At 59.6% G+C, this 14,443-nt stretch carries 17 protein-coding genes; 6 read left to right on the top strand and 11 right to left on the bottom strand.

Annotated elements, in window-relative coordinates; all coding sequences use genetic code 11:
- Positions 1–202 precede the first annotated feature (202 nt).
- On the top strand, positions 203–1,009 hold the full coding sequence (locus ACRXB1_RS14985) for an SDR family oxidoreductase (RefSeq protein ID WP_075357969.1): 807 nt from the start codon (positions 203–205) through the stop codon (positions 1,007–1,009).
- A gap of 58 nt (positions 1,010–1,067) precedes the next feature.
- Here the strand turns inward: ACRXB1_RS14985 and ACRXB1_RS14990 are convergent, their stop codons facing one another.
- The 8 genes from ACRXB1_RS14990 to ACRXB1_RS15025 form a co-directional block, all read right to left on the bottom strand.
- Positions 1,068–2,078, bottom strand: a complete 1,011-nt coding sequence (locus tag ACRXB1_RS14990; RefSeq protein WP_061999254.1) for an inorganic phosphate transporter — start codon at positions 2,076–2,078, stop codon at positions 1,068–1,070.
- Positions 2,079–2,107: 29 nt separating this feature from the next.
- Positions 2,108–2,734, bottom strand: coding sequence for a DUF47 domain-containing protein (locus ACRXB1_RS14995; RefSeq protein ID WP_056353092.1), 627 nt, complete (start codon positions 2,732–2,734; stop codon positions 2,108–2,110).
- A gap of 120 nt (positions 2,735–2,854) precedes the next feature.
- Positions 2,855–4,243, bottom strand: coding sequence for a replicative DNA helicase (locus tag ACRXB1_RS15000; RefSeq protein WP_060857247.1), 1,389 nt, complete (start codon positions 4,241–4,243; stop codon positions 2,855–2,857).
- A 138-nt stretch (positions 4,244–4,381) separates the two neighbouring features.
- Positions 4,382–4,837, bottom strand: coding sequence for a 50S ribosomal protein L9 (rplI, locus tag ACRXB1_RS15005; RefSeq protein ID WP_061999252.1), 456 nt, complete (start codon positions 4,835–4,837; stop codon positions 4,382–4,384).
- Positions 4,838–4,864: 27 nt separating this feature from the next.
- On the bottom strand, positions 4,865–5,140 hold the full coding sequence (gene rpsR / locus ACRXB1_RS15010; protein ID WP_061999251.1) for a 30S ribosomal protein S18: 276 nt from the start codon (positions 5,138–5,140) through the stop codon (positions 4,865–4,867).
- Between the two features lie 2 nt (positions 5,141–5,142).
- Entirely contained in the window at positions 5,143–5,442 is a 300-nt protein-coding gene (gene priB, locus ACRXB1_RS15015; RefSeq protein WP_061999250.1) for a primosomal replication protein N, read from the bottom strand.
- 46 nt (positions 5,443–5,488) lie between these two features.
- Positions 5,489–5,863 carry a 30S ribosomal protein S6 gene (gene rpsF / locus ACRXB1_RS15020; protein ID WP_056353082.1) on the bottom strand — a complete coding sequence of 125 codons (375 nt, stop codon included), beginning with the start codon at positions 5,861–5,863 and terminating at the stop codon, positions 5,489–5,491.
- A gap of 207 nt (positions 5,864–6,070) precedes the next feature.
- The gene (locus tag ACRXB1_RS15025) at positions 6,071–6,976 is read right to left on the bottom strand and encodes a LysR family transcriptional regulator (RefSeq protein ID WP_062169859.1); all 906 of its coding nucleotides are present in this window, start codon (positions 6,974–6,976) and stop codon (positions 6,071–6,073) included.
- A 155-nt stretch (positions 6,977–7,131) separates the two neighbouring features.
- Here ACRXB1_RS15025 and gcl point away from each other — a divergent pair, with 155 nt between their 5' ends.
- From gcl to ACRXB1_RS15050, 5 genes are all read left to right on the top strand, one after another.
- On the top strand, positions 7,132–8,913 hold the full coding sequence (gene gcl, locus ACRXB1_RS15030) for a glyoxylate carboligase (protein ID WP_062000821.1): 1,782 nt from the start codon (positions 7,132–7,134) through the stop codon (positions 8,911–8,913).
- Between the two features lie 47 nt (positions 8,914–8,960).
- A complete protein-coding gene (gene hyi / locus ACRXB1_RS15035; RefSeq protein WP_075357987.1) occupies positions 8,961–9,764 on the top strand; it encodes a hydroxypyruvate isomerase in 804 nt (267 codons plus the stop codon).
- 34 nt (positions 9,765–9,798) lie between these two features.
- Positions 9,799–10,686: a 2-hydroxy-3-oxopropionate reductase gene (gene glxR, locus ACRXB1_RS15040; protein WP_062169857.1), complete on the top strand. Its 888-nt coding sequence runs from the start codon at positions 9,799–9,801 to the stop codon at positions 10,684–10,686.
- Between the two features lie 302 nt (positions 10,687–10,988).
- Positions 10,989–11,477: a peptidoglycan-binding protein LysM gene (gene lysM / locus ACRXB1_RS15045; protein ID WP_061999247.1), complete on the top strand. Its 489-nt coding sequence runs from the start codon at positions 10,989–10,991 to the stop codon at positions 11,475–11,477.
- A gap of 119 nt (positions 11,478–11,596) precedes the next feature.
- A complete protein-coding gene (locus ACRXB1_RS15050) occupies positions 11,597–12,235 on the top strand; it encodes a Vat family streptogramin A O-acetyltransferase (RefSeq protein ID WP_061999246.1) in 639 nt (212 codons plus the stop codon).
- Here the strand turns inward: ACRXB1_RS15050 and ACRXB1_RS15055 are convergent.
- From ACRXB1_RS15055 to ACRXB1_RS15065, 3 genes are all read right to left on the bottom strand, one after another.
- Positions 12,229–13,233 (bottom strand): asparaginase, encoded by a 1,005-nt coding sequence (locus ACRXB1_RS15055; RefSeq protein ID WP_449492433.1) that lies wholly within the window; start codon positions 13,231–13,233, stop codon positions 12,229–12,231. The genes ACRXB1_RS15050 and ACRXB1_RS15055 overlap by 7 nt on opposite strands.
- 35 nt (positions 13,234–13,268) lie before the next feature.
- Positions 13,269–14,195, bottom strand: a complete 927-nt coding sequence (locus ACRXB1_RS15060; RefSeq protein ID WP_061999244.1) for a CysB family HTH-type transcriptional regulator — start codon at positions 14,193–14,195, stop codon at positions 13,269–13,271.
- Between the two features lie 24 nt (positions 14,196–14,219).
- Positions 14,220–14,443: TOBE-like domain-containing protein (locus ACRXB1_RS15065; protein ID WP_449492434.1), on the bottom strand; the 224-nt coding region annotated here is incomplete at its 5' end.

Here is a 14,443-nt window from a genome sequence, read left to right on the forward strand (position 1 = left end):
TCCACGCGCCCCGCCGCCGCCGATGACCCCATCGCGAAGTTTGCCAACGGCAGCTACTGAGCCGCGAACGACGCAAGCCTCTCCACACATCTCCTGACGCGCACACCCCGGCGGCCTCTGCTATCGTGTGTTGTCAAACGCTTGCCAGCATCGATTGCCAAGCGTCGAAGAATCGCAATCAGCCTCGATAAGGAGTGACCTCATGGACCTGGGACTTGCCGGGAAAGTCGTGCTCATCACGGGCGGCAGCAAGGGCATCGGCTTCGCATGCGCGAAGGCATTTGCAGCGGAAGGTGCGCGCGTCGCGATCGTTTCGCGCGATGCAGCGAACCTGGCGCGCGCCCGCGAACAACTGGCGCAGCACGGACACCACGTGCATCTCGCACGCGCCGACCTTCACGAAGCGCACAGCGTGCAGGATGTGGTGGAGGAAGCCACGAGCGCGCTTGGCCCCATCGATATCCTCGTGAATTCCGCGGGTGCAGCGAAGCGCTACGATCCCGATCTGCTCGATGCCGATGCCTACAAAGCCGCGATGGAAGCCAAGTACTTCCCATGCATCTATCCGCAGCAAGCGGTGCTGAAAAAAATGGCCGAGCGGCTGAAAGCGGACCCGAAGAGCGATCCGGGCGCGGTTGTGAACATCATCGGAATGGGCGGCAAGATTGCGAGCGATATTCACATTGCCGGTGGCGCGGCAAATGCGGCGCTGATGCTGGCGACGGTTGGTCTCGCACATCATTACGCGAAACTAGGGATTCGCATCAACGCAATCAACCCCGGCGCGACCCTGACGGAACGTGTGGAGGAATCGCTCGCGCTCGAAGCCCAACGGCAAGGCATCACACGCGACGAAGCGCTGGCGCGCAGCCAGGCGAAAGTGCCGCTCGGCCGATACGCCACTCCGGAGGAAATCGCGAACGTTGCATTGTTCCTGGCGAGCCGCCAGGCGAGCTACGTGTCCGGCGCAATCATTCCGATGGACGGCGTTGGCGCACCGTTGATTTAGAAATGAAAACGGGCGACTGATGTCGCCCGTTTCTTCAACTGCCTGATGGCATGCCGGCTTAGAAAAAGTGCCGACCTAGCCACCATGCAACGGCGGCCATTGCGGCAGATGCCGGAATCGTCAGAATCCACGCCCAGACGATGTTCCCCGCCACGCCCCAGCGCACCGCGCTGAACTTCTGCGTCGCGCCGACACCGACGATTGCGCCGGTGATCGTATGGGTGGTCGAGACGGGAATACCCAGAAACGAAGCCACGAACAGCGTGATCGCCCCGCCCGATTCCGCGCAGAACCCGCCGACCGGTTTCAGCTTCGTGATTTTCTGCCCCATCGTGCGCACGATGCGCCAGCCGCCGAAGAGCGTGCCGAGTCCCATCGACAAATAACATCCGCCGATCACCCAGATTGGCGGCGCGTCGGCTGTAACCGATGCATAACCCGCCGCAATCAGCAGCATCCAGATGATGCCGATGGTTTTCTGCGCGTCGTTGCCGCCATGCCCGAGGCTATAGAGTCCAGCCGACACAAGCTGCAAGCGCCTGAAACGCCGGTCCACCTTCGACGGCGGCGTTCGGAAATACATCCACGAGACGATCAGCATGAAGAGCGACCCGAGCACAAAGCCGAGCAGCGGCGAAATGAAGATGAACGAAACGGTCTTGAGCAGGCCGTCGAGGTTAAGCGAACCCCAGCCGGATTTGGCCCATGCAGACCCGACCAGGCCGCCGATCAGCGCATGCGACGAACTCGACGGAATGCCATAGTGCCACGTGATGATGTTCCAGCCGATAGCGCCGACCAGGGCACCGAAGATCACATATTGATCGACGATTGCCGGATCGATGGTTCCCTTCCCTACGGTCGCCGCGACCTTCAAATGGAAGATGAAATACGCGATGACGTTGAAAGCTGCAGCAAAAGCCACGGCCTGCTGAGGTTTCAGCACGCCGGTAGAGACGACGGTTGCGATAGAGTTGGCGGCGTCGTGGAAACCGTTCATGAAGTCGAACACCAGCGCGACCACGACGAGCGTAATGACAGCCCAGAGGGCGAGTTGAATCGAATGCATCGTTTATCGAGTGAGTGGCGCGGCTGAAATCAGGCGTTTTCCAGCACGATGCCTTCGATGATGTTCGCGACATCCTCGCATTTATCGGTGATCGTCTCGAGCAGCTCGTAGATTGCCTTCAGCTTGATCAGCGTCTTGACGTTATCTTCTTCGCGGAAAAGCTTGGACATGGCCGAGCGCAGTACGCGGTCCGCATCGGACTCCAGACGGTCGATTTCTTCGCAGATCTTCAGGATTTCGCTGGCGCGCTTCATGTCCGCGAGAAGTTGCACGGCTTGCTGCACGCGCTCGGAAGTCGCCGTGCAGATGTGAGCGAGCTGGCTCATTTCCGCGGTCGATTCGCGCACGTCGTAAAGCGAGATTGCCGTGGCGACATCCTCCATCAGGTCCAGGATGTCGTCCATGGTCGTGATGAGCTTGTGGATTTCGTCGCGATCGAGCGGCGTGATGAAGGTCTTGTGCAACAGGTCGATGGTTTCGTGCGTGAGCTTGTCAGCACGTTTTTCGTTCGTCTGGACGTTCTGCTTATGGACTTCCATCTGGTCCATGTTGTCAATCAGCAGTTCGAGTTCGTGGCTCGCGTCAACGATGCACTTCGCGTGCGCATTGAAGATTTCGAAAAATTTGCCCTCGGTGGGCATGAATCGACCGAACATGAAAATCCCGGAAAGTGGCTCAAAATGGGGCTGACATAAAACCGCCACATTGTACCTTCGCGGGAACGCCGCCGCACCCTGATCGGTAACAATCCGGGTGCGGTTGCAACATGAGTTCCTTTAGTCGCTGTAAAAATTCTGCGCGCCCGCAAAATTCTCGAACTTCGTGTATTGCCCCTGGAACGTGAGACGTACTGGCCCGATTGGACCATTTCGCTGCTTGCCGATGATGATCTCGGCGGTACCTTTGTCGGGGCTGTCGGGGTTGTAGACTTCGTCGCGGTAAATAAACAAAATGACATCCGCGTCCTGCTCGATAGCACCCGATTCGCGCAGATCCGACATGATCGGACGCTTGTTCGGCCTCTGCTCAAGTCCGCGATTCAACTGCGATAACGCGACAACCGGAACATCGAGCTCTTTTGCGAGACTCTTCAGCGATCGCGAGATTTCCGAGATTTCCGTCGCGCGATTTTCGCCGCCCGACCCGGACCCGGACATGAGTTGCAAATAATCGACGATGATCAAACCCAGCTTGCCGCACTGGCGCGCAAGGCGGCGCGAGCGCGAACGCAGTTCCATCGGGTTGAGGCCACCGGTTTCATCGATAAAGATCTGCGCCTCACTCATTTTTTGCACTGCGTGGGTGAGCTTTGGCCAGTCTTCGTCCGTGAGACGGCCGGTACGCATCCGGTGCTGATCAAGGCGTCCGACCGAACCCAGCATACGCATGGTGAGCTGGGTGCCCGGCATTTCCATGGAAAACACTGCGACCGGCAGGCCGTACTCGACCGCCACATACTCGCCGATGTTCATCGAAAACGCGGTTTTACCCATCGATGGGCGCCCTGCCACGATGATCAGCTCACCGCCGTGCATGCCCGAGGTCATGCGGTCCAGGTCGACAAAACCCGTCGGTGTACCGGTGACATCGCTGGGATTCGCGGTGTGATAAAGCGTGTCGATTCGTTCGACAACTTCCGTCAAAAGCGGGCCAATCTCAAGAAACCCTTGCGTGCCGCGCGCGCCGCTTTCCGCAATCGAGAACACTTTCGCCTCGGCCTCGTCCAGCAACTGGCGCACTTCCTTGCCTTGCGGATTGAAGGCGTCGGCGGAGATTTCATCGGCGACGGAAACCAGGCGGCGCAAAACTGCCCGGTCACGCACGATTTCCGCGTACCGGCGAATGTTGGCCGCGCTCGGCGTATTCTGGGCCAGCGCGTTCAAATACGCGAGGCCGCCTACTTCCTCGGCCTTGCCCGTGTTGGTCAGCGCCTCGTAGACCGTGATGACGTCGGCCGGACGCGTGGTCGCAATCAGCTTGCCGATCGCCTCGTAGATGATCCTGTGGTCGTAGCGGTAGAAATCGCTGTGCGACATCAAGTCCGCAATGCGATCCCACGCGGCGTTGTCGAGCAACAAGCCGCCAATGACGGACTGTTCGGCTTCGATGGAATGCGGCGGGACCTTCAGCGCATCCATTTGCGGATCTTTCGAGGGTGCGTTCATGGGGGCAATTATCGGCGAAATGACGGGGCGGCGGGCGAAGAGAAAACAAAAAAGGCGGGAACCGTTGAGGGTTCCCGCCCTTCCTTTACCACTTTACTTTTGCATCAGCGCCGGGAGAAAACCCGGCTGGCTGGAAGCTTAAGCGTGCTCGCCCAGCACCGACACCGTCACGTCGACGACGACGTCCGTGTGCAATGCAACCTGGACAGCGTGATCGCCAACCAGCTTCAACGGGCCGTCGGCCAGACGCACTTGCGACTTTTCGACTTCTGCCAGACCTTGCTTCTTCAGCGCGTCGGCGATGTCCGCGTTCGTCACCGAACCGAACAAACGGCCGTCGACGCCCGCCTTCTGCGAGATCTGAACGGTTGCGCCGTTCAGCTTTTCGCCCTGAGCCGTAGCGATTGCCAGCTTTTCAGCTGCAACCTTTTCCAGTTCCGCACGGCGCACTTCGAATTCCGCGATCGCGTCCTTCGTTGCACGGCGAGCTTTCTTGCCCGGGATCAGGAAGTTACGTGCGTAACCGTCCTTGACCTTCACGATGTCGCCGAGGTTGCCCAGGTTGACGACTTTTTCCAAAAGAATGATTTGCATTTGGCTTTTCCTTATTGCGTCGTCTGATTAGGCCTTGTGCAGGTCGGTGTACGGCAGGAGCGCGAGAAAGCGGGCGCGCTTGATAGCCGTGTCGAGCTGACGTTGGTAGTGAGCCTTCGTTCCAGTCAGACGAGCCGGCGTGATCTTGCCGTTCTCACCAACGAAGTCCTTCAGCGTGTCCGTGTCCTTGTAGTCGATGTAATCGACATTGGCCGCGGTGAAACGGCAGAACTTCTTGCGCTTGAAGAGCGGGTTTTGTTGCTGACGACGTTTGTCGAATTTCTTACCAGTCGGGCGGGGCATGTTCAGTCCTTTCCAATATCCTGCAATTCTGTGATGTGAAACACCAGGGTTCGCGCGTTGCGGTTTTTCTTCGCCATGAAGCCTGTAAAGAGCGTTTCGACGCCCATCGCAAGGCTTTCCAGCTTGCCGCTCGCAGCTCCAGCCGCTACCGCAGGAAGTGTCAGCTCGATCTGGCGGGGAATGCCCGCTTCGACAACTTCCGTACAGTGATGCAACGTGCAGCTTGCTATGGGGACGCCGGCGGGGGTGTACCGCACCGGTTCGCGTTCCACGACGCTTGCTGTCAGTTGCAGCCGGTTCACTTAAATCCTGGTGGCTTGACGCCTATGTTTAGGTATAGGCGACTAATTAAGCCTGCGCTTCAGTCGACGGCTGGCTGGCCGCCTTCTTGGCTTCTTCGCGGTGCACTTCCTTCATCATCGGCGACGGGCCGGTTTCGGCCTTCTTCATCTTGACGATCAGGTGACGCAGCACTGCGTCATTGAACTTGAATGCGTGCTCCAGCTCTTCCAGGGTTTCCTGGCTGCATTCGATGTTCATGCACACGTAGTGAGCCTTCGCGAGTTTCTCGATCATGTAAGCCAGCTGACGGCGGCCCCAGTCTTCGATGCGGTGGATCGAACCACCGTGCGACGTGATCGTGGTTTTGTACCGTTCGATCATGGCGGGCACTTGCTCGCTCTGATCCGGATGCACGATAAATACGATTTCGTAATGACGCATTGTTACTCCTTGAGGATATAAAGCCACCCGGGCGTCGGACCGGTGCGGCAAGAGAGAAGCCAGCGATTATAGCCGGATCTGGATGCGCGTACAACTAAATCGGGCTTTTCGCGCTTTAGTTCCGCTGTGTTTTCAATGGCTTAGGCATCAACAAGGCATCGGCAAGGCATCGGCAACAGGCTTTTGGCCAACTGATACGGTCTAGTGTCAGCGGCTCCAGTAATCCGGCTGCGCATAGATTTTCTTCAAATAATCAATGAAGTAGCGCACTTTCGCCGGAATGTAGCGCTGTTGCGGATACACCGCGAGGATGTCGTAGTCCGGCAGCGCAAATTCGTCCAGCACGGTTTCCAATTCGCCCGCAGCCAGTTGCCGCTGGATCTCCCAGGTCGAGCGCCAGCCGAGTCCGTGGCCTTCGGATACCCATCGATGGAGCAGTTCGCCGTCGTTGCAATCCAGGTTGCCGGACACGCGCACGGTCGCCAGCTTGCCGTTCCGGCGGAAATACCAGCCGCGGTTCTGGCCGCCCTGCAGGTTGAATGCAAGGCAGTTGTGCCGCGGGAGGTCATCGAGCGTTTTCGGCTTGCCGTGCTTCTTGAAGTAGGCGGGCGTGCCGCAAACCACGCGATGATTCTCGGCGAGTTTCACGGCCACGAAATTCTGGTCCACCGCGCCGCCGATTCTTATCGACAAGTCGTAGCCCTCGCGGATCAGGTCCGCCACGCGGTCGTTCAGGTTGAACGACATCTGCAGCGCGGGTTTGTCGGCGAGAAAACCTGGGGCGTGCGGCGCCACGTGCATACGCCCGAAAGCTGCGGGCGCCGAGACGATCAGATGACCATCGACGGTGCGCTGGCCATCGGCGAGCTCGTTCTCCGCCTGGTTCCAGTCGGCGAGTAGCCCGCGGCAGCGTTCCAGGAATGCCGCACCCTCCTCGCTCACTACCAGACGGCGCGTCGAGCGGTACATCAGTTTGACGCCCAGACGTTTTTCCAGCGCATCGATACGCCGCCCGAGAATCACCGGCGACACGCCCTCCTCCAGCGCGGCCGCGGCAAGACTGCCGGCCTCGGCGACTTTCACGAACGTCTCTATTTGCCTGAAGCGATCCATTTTGTTTGTCTCCGTATTTGTCCGTTCGATACTTTTTGTATCGGATCAAACGACTCTGGCTGATCTTATCAACACTCCGGCACACGCATAAAGTCCATCAAACGACGTTCTGCAATGGCGGGACGCACCGAAACACACAGTGGATGGAGACAGTCATGACCAAAATGCGAGCTGTAGATGCAGCCGTTCTCGTGCTGGAAAAAGAAGGGATCGAAATGGCGTTCGGCGTGCCGGGCGCAGCCATCAATCCGTTCTACTCGGCGTTGCAGCGGGCCGGCAGTATCGGCCACGTGCTGGCGCGGCACGTGGAAGGCGCGTCGCACATGGCTGAAGGTTATACGCGGGCGTCGCCGGGAAATATTGGCGTGTGTATCGGAACGTCGGGACCCGCCGGGACCGACATGATCACGGGTCTCTATTCCGCCCAGGCCGATTCGATTCCGATCCTCGCCATCACGGGCCAGGCACCGCGCTCGCGTCTCTACAAGGAAGATTTCCAGGCTGTCGATATCGAGTCGATCGCGAAGCCGGTGACCAAGTGGGCGGTCACGGTGCGCGAACCGGCGCTCGTGCCGCGCGTGTTCCAGCAGGCGTTTCACTTGATGCGTTCGGGCCGTCCGGGTCCGGTGCTGGTGGATCTGCCAATTGACGTGCAGCTCGCCGAAATCGAATTCGATATCGATACCTACGAACCCCTGCCCGTCTACAAGCCGAAAGCCACCCGCGCCCAGGTCGAAAAAGCACTGACGATGCTGACCACGTCCGAGCGGCCGTTGATCGTGTCCGGCGGCGGCGTGTTGAATGCGGCTGCTGAAGATCTGCTCGTGGAGTTCGCCGAGCTGATCAACGTGCCGGTGATCCCGACGCTGATGAGCTGGGGCGCAATCGCCGACGACCATCCGCTGATGGCCGGCATGTGCGGCTTGCAGACCGCGCACCGGTACGGCAACGCCAACATGCTTGCGTCGGACTTCGTGCTGGGCATCGGCAATCGCTGGGCGAACCGTCATACGGGCAGCGTCGAGGTCTATACGAAGGGCCGTACGTTCGTGCACGTGGATATCGAGCCGACGCAGATCGGCCGCGTGTTCGGACCGGATCTCGGGATTGTCTCCGACGCCAAATTCGCGCTCGAACTTTTCGTGGAAGTGGCGCGCGAATGGAAGGCAGCGGGCAAGCTGAAGGATCGCGGAACGTGGGTGGGCGAATGCCAGGAACGCAAGCGCACGATGCATCGCAAGACGCACTTCGACAACGTGCCGATGAAGCCGCAGCGCGTCTACGAAGAGATGAACAAGGTCTTCGGACGCGACACCTGCTACATCTCGACGATCGGTCTCTCGCAGATCGCCGGCGCGCAGTTCCTGCACGTGTACAAGGCGCGCAACTGGATCAATTGCGGCCAGGCCGGCCCGCTCGGCTGGACGATTCCGGCAGCGCTCGGTGTGCGTGCAGCGGACCCGCAACGGCCGATCGTGGCGCTCTCCGGCGACTACGACTTCCAGTTCATGATCGAAGAGCTGGCTGTGGGTGCGCAGTTCCGCTTGCCTTACATTCACGTGGTCGTGAACAACTCGTACCTCGGTTTGATCCGCCAGGCGCAACGCGGCTTCGATATGGACTACTGCGTGCAGCTCGCGTTCGAAAACATCAACGCGCCTGATCTGAACGGGTATGGCGTGGATCACGTGGCGGTGGCCGAAGGTCTGGGTTGCAAGGCGATGCGCGTCTTCAAACCGGAAGATCTCGCCCCGGCGCTGCGCAAGGCCGAAGGGATGCTCGCGGAATTCGGCGTGCCGGTCATCGTGGAAGTGATTCTGGAGCGCGTGACGAACATTGCGATGGGCACGGAAATCGATGCCATCAACGAGTTCGAGCCGCTCGCCGAAACCGAGCAGGACGCGCCGACGGCCATTGCGTCGACATCGAACGCCTGAGTACCAGTCAGAACGTAGCCTGAATGCAGCCTGAGAGAGTAGAAACCATGCCGAAATTTGCCGCAAACCTGACGATGCTGTTCAACGAAGTGCCCTTCCTCGACCGCTTTTCAGCGGCAGCGGAAGCGGGTTTCGAAGCGGTGGAGTTCCTCTTTCCGTATCCGTACTCCATCGCGGATTTGCGCCAGCGTCTTGACGACAACAACCTTCAGATCGTGCTGCATAACCTCCCGGCCGGCAATTGGGAAGGCGGCGAGCGTGGCATCGCGTGTCTGCCGGACCGCAAGGAAGAGTTTCGCGAAGGCGTGTCGAAGGCGATCGAATACGCGAAGGCCTTGAACGTGCCGCAACTCAATTGCCTGGTCGGTATTCCGCCTGCTTCGGTGAGCCGTGAGGACGCACGGGCGACCATCGTTGAGAATTTGAAGTTCGCCGCCGCCGCGTTGAAGAAGGAAGGCATCAGGCTGCTGGTCGAGCCGTGCAATCACTTCGATATCCCCGGCTTCGCGCTGAACAAATCGCAGGAAGGGCTGGACGTGATCCGCGATGTCGGCTCGGACAACCTGTTCCTGCAGTACGACATCTATCACATGCAGCGCATGGAAGGCGAACTTGCGGCGACGATCAAACGCAACCTGCCACTGATCGCGCACGTTCAACTCGCCGACAACCCCGGCCGCAACGAACCGGGCACGGGCGAGATCAACTATCCGTTCCTGTTCTCGCTGCTCGATTCGGTCGGCTATCAAGGCTGGATCGGTTGCGAATACAAACCGCGTGCGACGACCGAAGCCGGCCTTGGATGGCTGAGCGAGCTTGCAGGCTGGAAGAACGCGCGCGCGGTGGCTTGAAGCCACGACCCGACAACTGGAGGAGACACACGTAATGGCAACAATCGGTTTTATCGGACTTGGCATCATGGGCGCCCACATGGCGCGCAACCTGAAAAAAGCGGGCCACACGCTGGTCCTGAACGGCGCGTACCCGGTGCCAGAGGATCTGCGCTCGCTCGGCACGGTCGTCGGCAGCTCGACGGAAGTGACGCGCGGCAGCGAAATCATCGTCCTGATGGTGCCGGACACGCCCGACGTCGCCAACGTCCTGTTCGCCGACGACGGCGTGGCGAAGGGTCTCGAGAAAGGCCAGCTCGTGATCGACATGAGCTCCATCTCGCCCATCGAAACGCAGGCATTCGCCAAGAAGATCAACGCATTGGGTTGCGATTACCTCGATGCACCCGTCTCCGGCGGCGAAGTCGGCGCGCGTGAAGCGACGCTCACCATCATGGTCGGCGGCCCGGAAGCTGCGTTCGAACGCGCGAAGCCGCTCTTCGAAGCGATGGGCAAGAACATCACGCTCATCGGCGATAACGGCGCGGGGCAAACCTGCAAGGTGGCCAACCAGATCATCGTGGCACTCAACATTGAAGCCGTGGGTGAAGCGCTGCTGTTTGCATCGAAGTCCGGCGCCGATCCCGAGCGCGTACGCAAGGCATTGATGGGCGGCTTCGCGGCATCGCGGATCCTGGAAGTTCACGGCGAGCGCATGACCAAGCGCACGTTCAACCCGGGCTTCCGGATCGAACTGCATCAGAAGGACCTGAATCTGGCATTGGAAAGCGCCAAGAAGCTTGGACTCGCGTTGCCGCATACGGCGAGCGCGCAGCAACTGTTCAGCGTCTGCGTGGCGAACGGCGGGCGCGAGTGGGATCACTCGGGCATGGTCCGGGCGCTGGAACTGATGTCGAATCATCAGGTTACCGAAGGAAACTGAATTGCTGAAAACCGGCTGATCTCCGGTGGGTTGCAAGAAGTGCAATAACGTTGGGTCCGTCTAGCGGCGCCCGGCGATGACGTGGAAGCCTTGGTCGGTCAGACGTCATTGCCGGGTGTCCGCCTGCCGGATCCTTTTTTGTTTTTGATTCAAGCTTTGCTTCAAGTTTTTGTTTCACTTCGTGCCCGTCCACACAGTATTACAACTCCTCCCGTGAACACCGCGAACTAAGCCCGATGCCGCGCGACTAAGAGGCTCGGCTTTATCCGGCCGTCTCATTGGCTTAATACAGGAGTTGCAACATGGGCATGTTCAGTTTCATCAAGGAAGCGGGCGAGAAGTTGTTCGGCGCCGTATCGACAACCGCATCGGCTGCGCCGGCAGCGCCGGATGTAGCGGCGTTGAACAAGACTGCGGGAGACGCGATCGCTGCGTACATCCGCAATCAGGGCCTCACGGCCGACAACCTGCAAGTCACGTTCGACGGCGCATCGCATACGGTCACAGTTAGCGGCCAGGCCGCCGATCAGGCGACCAAGGAGAAGATTCTCGTCGCGGCAGGCAACGTGCAGCATGTCGACAAGGTCGACGATCACATCACCGTTCTGAATCCCACGCCCGTTTCACAATTTCACACTGTGGCCGCGGGCGACAATCTCTGGAAGATCGCGACCAAGTACTACGGCAACGGCGCGAAGAACGACGTGATTTTCGAGGCCAACAAGCCGATGCTCAGCAGCCCGGACAAGATTTATCCGGGACAGGTCTTGCGGATTCCGCCGCTGGCTTGAGCAGGTTGAGTCGGTTGAAGAATTGAAGAACGCGAACCCTGGTTCGCGTTTTTTATTGCCTGAATCAACGCGGCAAGGCAGGATCGGCCTATCAATGACATCCTTTTTCCGGAGTGCGCATGAACGGTCCCGATCCGAAGAACAAACATCCCATGGAAGGCTTTCCGCAAGTCTGTTTTATCAAGAACACTGTCAAGAATCCGAATATCGTGGTCGGTGACTACACGTATTACGACGATCCCGAAGACGCCGAGCACTTCGAACGCAACGTGCTTTACCACTTTCCGTTTATTGGCGACAAGCTGATCATCGGGAAATTTTGTGCTATCGCCAAAGGCGCCCAGTTCATCATGAACGGCGCCAATCACAAACTCTCCGGTATCTCGACGTATCCGTTTCAGATCTTTGGCAATGGCTGGGAAAAGGTCATGCCATCGCTTTCCGACTTGCCATATAAGGGCGATACGGTAATAGGCAACGACGTCTGGATTGGCTACGACGCGCTGATCATGCCGGGCGTCAGGATCGGGGACGGCGCGATTGTGTCGTCGAGATCGGTGGTGACCGGCGATGTCGCGCCCTATACGATCGTAGGCGGCAATCCGGCGAAAACCATCAAGGCCCGCTTCGCGCCCGAAGCCGTTGCCCGGCTGCAGGCCATCGCCTGGTGGGACTGGCCTGTCGAAACCATCACCCGACATCTGGAACAGATCGTGTCGGGCGATATCGAGCGATTGAGCGAGTGTGCGAATCAGTAGGTATCGAAGACGTTTTGCAGGTCTCTCGATGCAACACCCGCGGCCAGCGCCAGCATCAACAGCACGCGAGCCTTGTACGGGTTCAGGCTTCCCGCCGTGATCGAACCGAGCGCGTCGTCCGGCGCCGCGCCGTTGCGCATCACGTGACCCGAACCGACACGCGATGACCGCACGACCACTACGCCCTGCTTCGTGGCATCGGCGACGGCTTGCTGCATGGTTGAGTGGATCGAGCCGTTTCCCGTACCGGCAATTACCAGCCCTTTCGCGCCGGCGGCGACCAAGGCGTCGATAGCCACTCGCGATGCCCCCGCATAGCTCGCCACGATCTCGACCGCCGGCAATTCAGCCGCGATCTCGAACGGCGTCTGCAGCGTGTGGGGTCTCACGACCGTGCGCTGATATTCGACCTGTCCGTCCTGAACCCAGCCGAGCGCGCCGCCCTCAGGCGATCGGAAGGCATCGACGGCGTAGGTGCTGGTCTTGGTGACATCGCGCCCGCTGTGGATCTGATTGTTGAACGCGACCAGCACGCCCTGCTTCCACGATGCCTTGCTCGCCGCCACAGTGACCGCGTTGAGCAAATTGAGCGGCCCATCGGCGGATAAGGCAGTCGATGGCCGCATGGCCGCCGTCAGCACAACCGGCTTGTCGCTCTTGACGGTGAGATGCAGCAGATACGCGGTTTCTTCGAGCGTATCCGTGCCATGAGTGATGACGACGCCATCGATGTCATCCTGCGCGAGCAAGACATTCACGCGTGCGCATAAATTGGCCCAGAGCGCCGGCGTCATGTCCTTGCTGTCGATACTCGCGACTTGCTCCGCGTGAATCCGCGCAACCTGCGACAAGGACGGCACGGCGTGAAGCAGTTTGTCGACGCCGACAACGCCGGCCTTGTAACCCGAGGTTTTCGCGACATCGCTCGCCTCGCCCGCGATGGTGCCACCGGTGGCGAGGACGGCAATCTGCGGCAATGAAGTGTGTAAGGAGTTCATGCCGCAATTGTAGCGGAGCGTGTCTGAAGCGAGTTTTACGCCGCCTCGCGCAACTGCGCCGCGATTTGCGCTTCATCCAGTTGCGGCGCGAACATCTCGATCAGCTTGTACGCGTAAGCGCGAAGGAAGGCGCCCTTGCGCAAGCCCACGCGCGTGGTGCTCGCCTCGAACAGATGTTGGGTATCGAGCGCGACGAGTTCGGTATCGCGCTTTTCATCGAAGGCCATTGCAGCCACAATGCCGATACCCATGCCCAGTTCCACATAGGTCTTGATCACGTCGGCATCGATGGCGGTCAGCACCACGTCCGGCATCGCGCCCACTTTCGCGAACGCCTGGTCGACGTGCGAACGGCCGGTGAAATCGTTGTCGTAGGTGACGATCGGGTATTCGGCGATTTCGTCGAGCGTGAGGTTCTCGCGTCCGACCAGCGGATGGCCCTTCGGCACGACTACCGTGTGATGCCACGAATAGCATGGGAAGGTAATGATGTCCGGATAGCGGTCGAGCGCTTCTGTCGAAATACCGATGTCCGCCTCGCCATTGATGATCATCTGCGCGATCTGCTGCGGGCTGCCCTGGCGCAGCGCGAGGTGGACTTTCGGGAACACCTCGGTGAACCGGCGAATGACTTTCGGCAATGCATAACGCGCCTGCGTGTGAGTCGTCGCGACCACCAGATGGCCGTTGTCCTGGTCGGCGAACTGGCGCGCAACGCGGCGCAGGTTTTCGGCATCGAGCAGCATGCGTTCGATCACCTGATGCACTTCCTTGCCCGGCTCCGTCAGGCCCGTCAGACGCTTGCCGCGACGAATGAAAATGTCGACGCCGAGTTCATCCTCGAGGTCCTTGATCTGCTTCGATACACCCGATTGCGACGTATAAAGCACGTTCGCGACCTCGGTCAGATTCATGTTCTGGCGCACGGCCTCGCGGACGAAACGCAGTTGCTGGAAGTTCATGTCAGCCTCTCTTCTTGGGTAGTCTCAATGTGCCGGGAACACGCGCAGCACGCGCGGGACGGCGGTCACGCCATCGCCTATGTTCAGGTTCAAAGCGCGCCACGTCTCGCGATCCAGTTCGGCTTCGAGCACGTTGCCTTCCGCGCCTTCCAGGTCCACGCGCACCGAACCGCCGAGCGTCACGACGCGGCGCACGTCGACCACGATCCCGTCGCGATGACCCGAAGCCGTCGGGAACAGCGTGAGAT

The organism is Caballeronia sp. M23-90 (assembly GCF_053574605.1).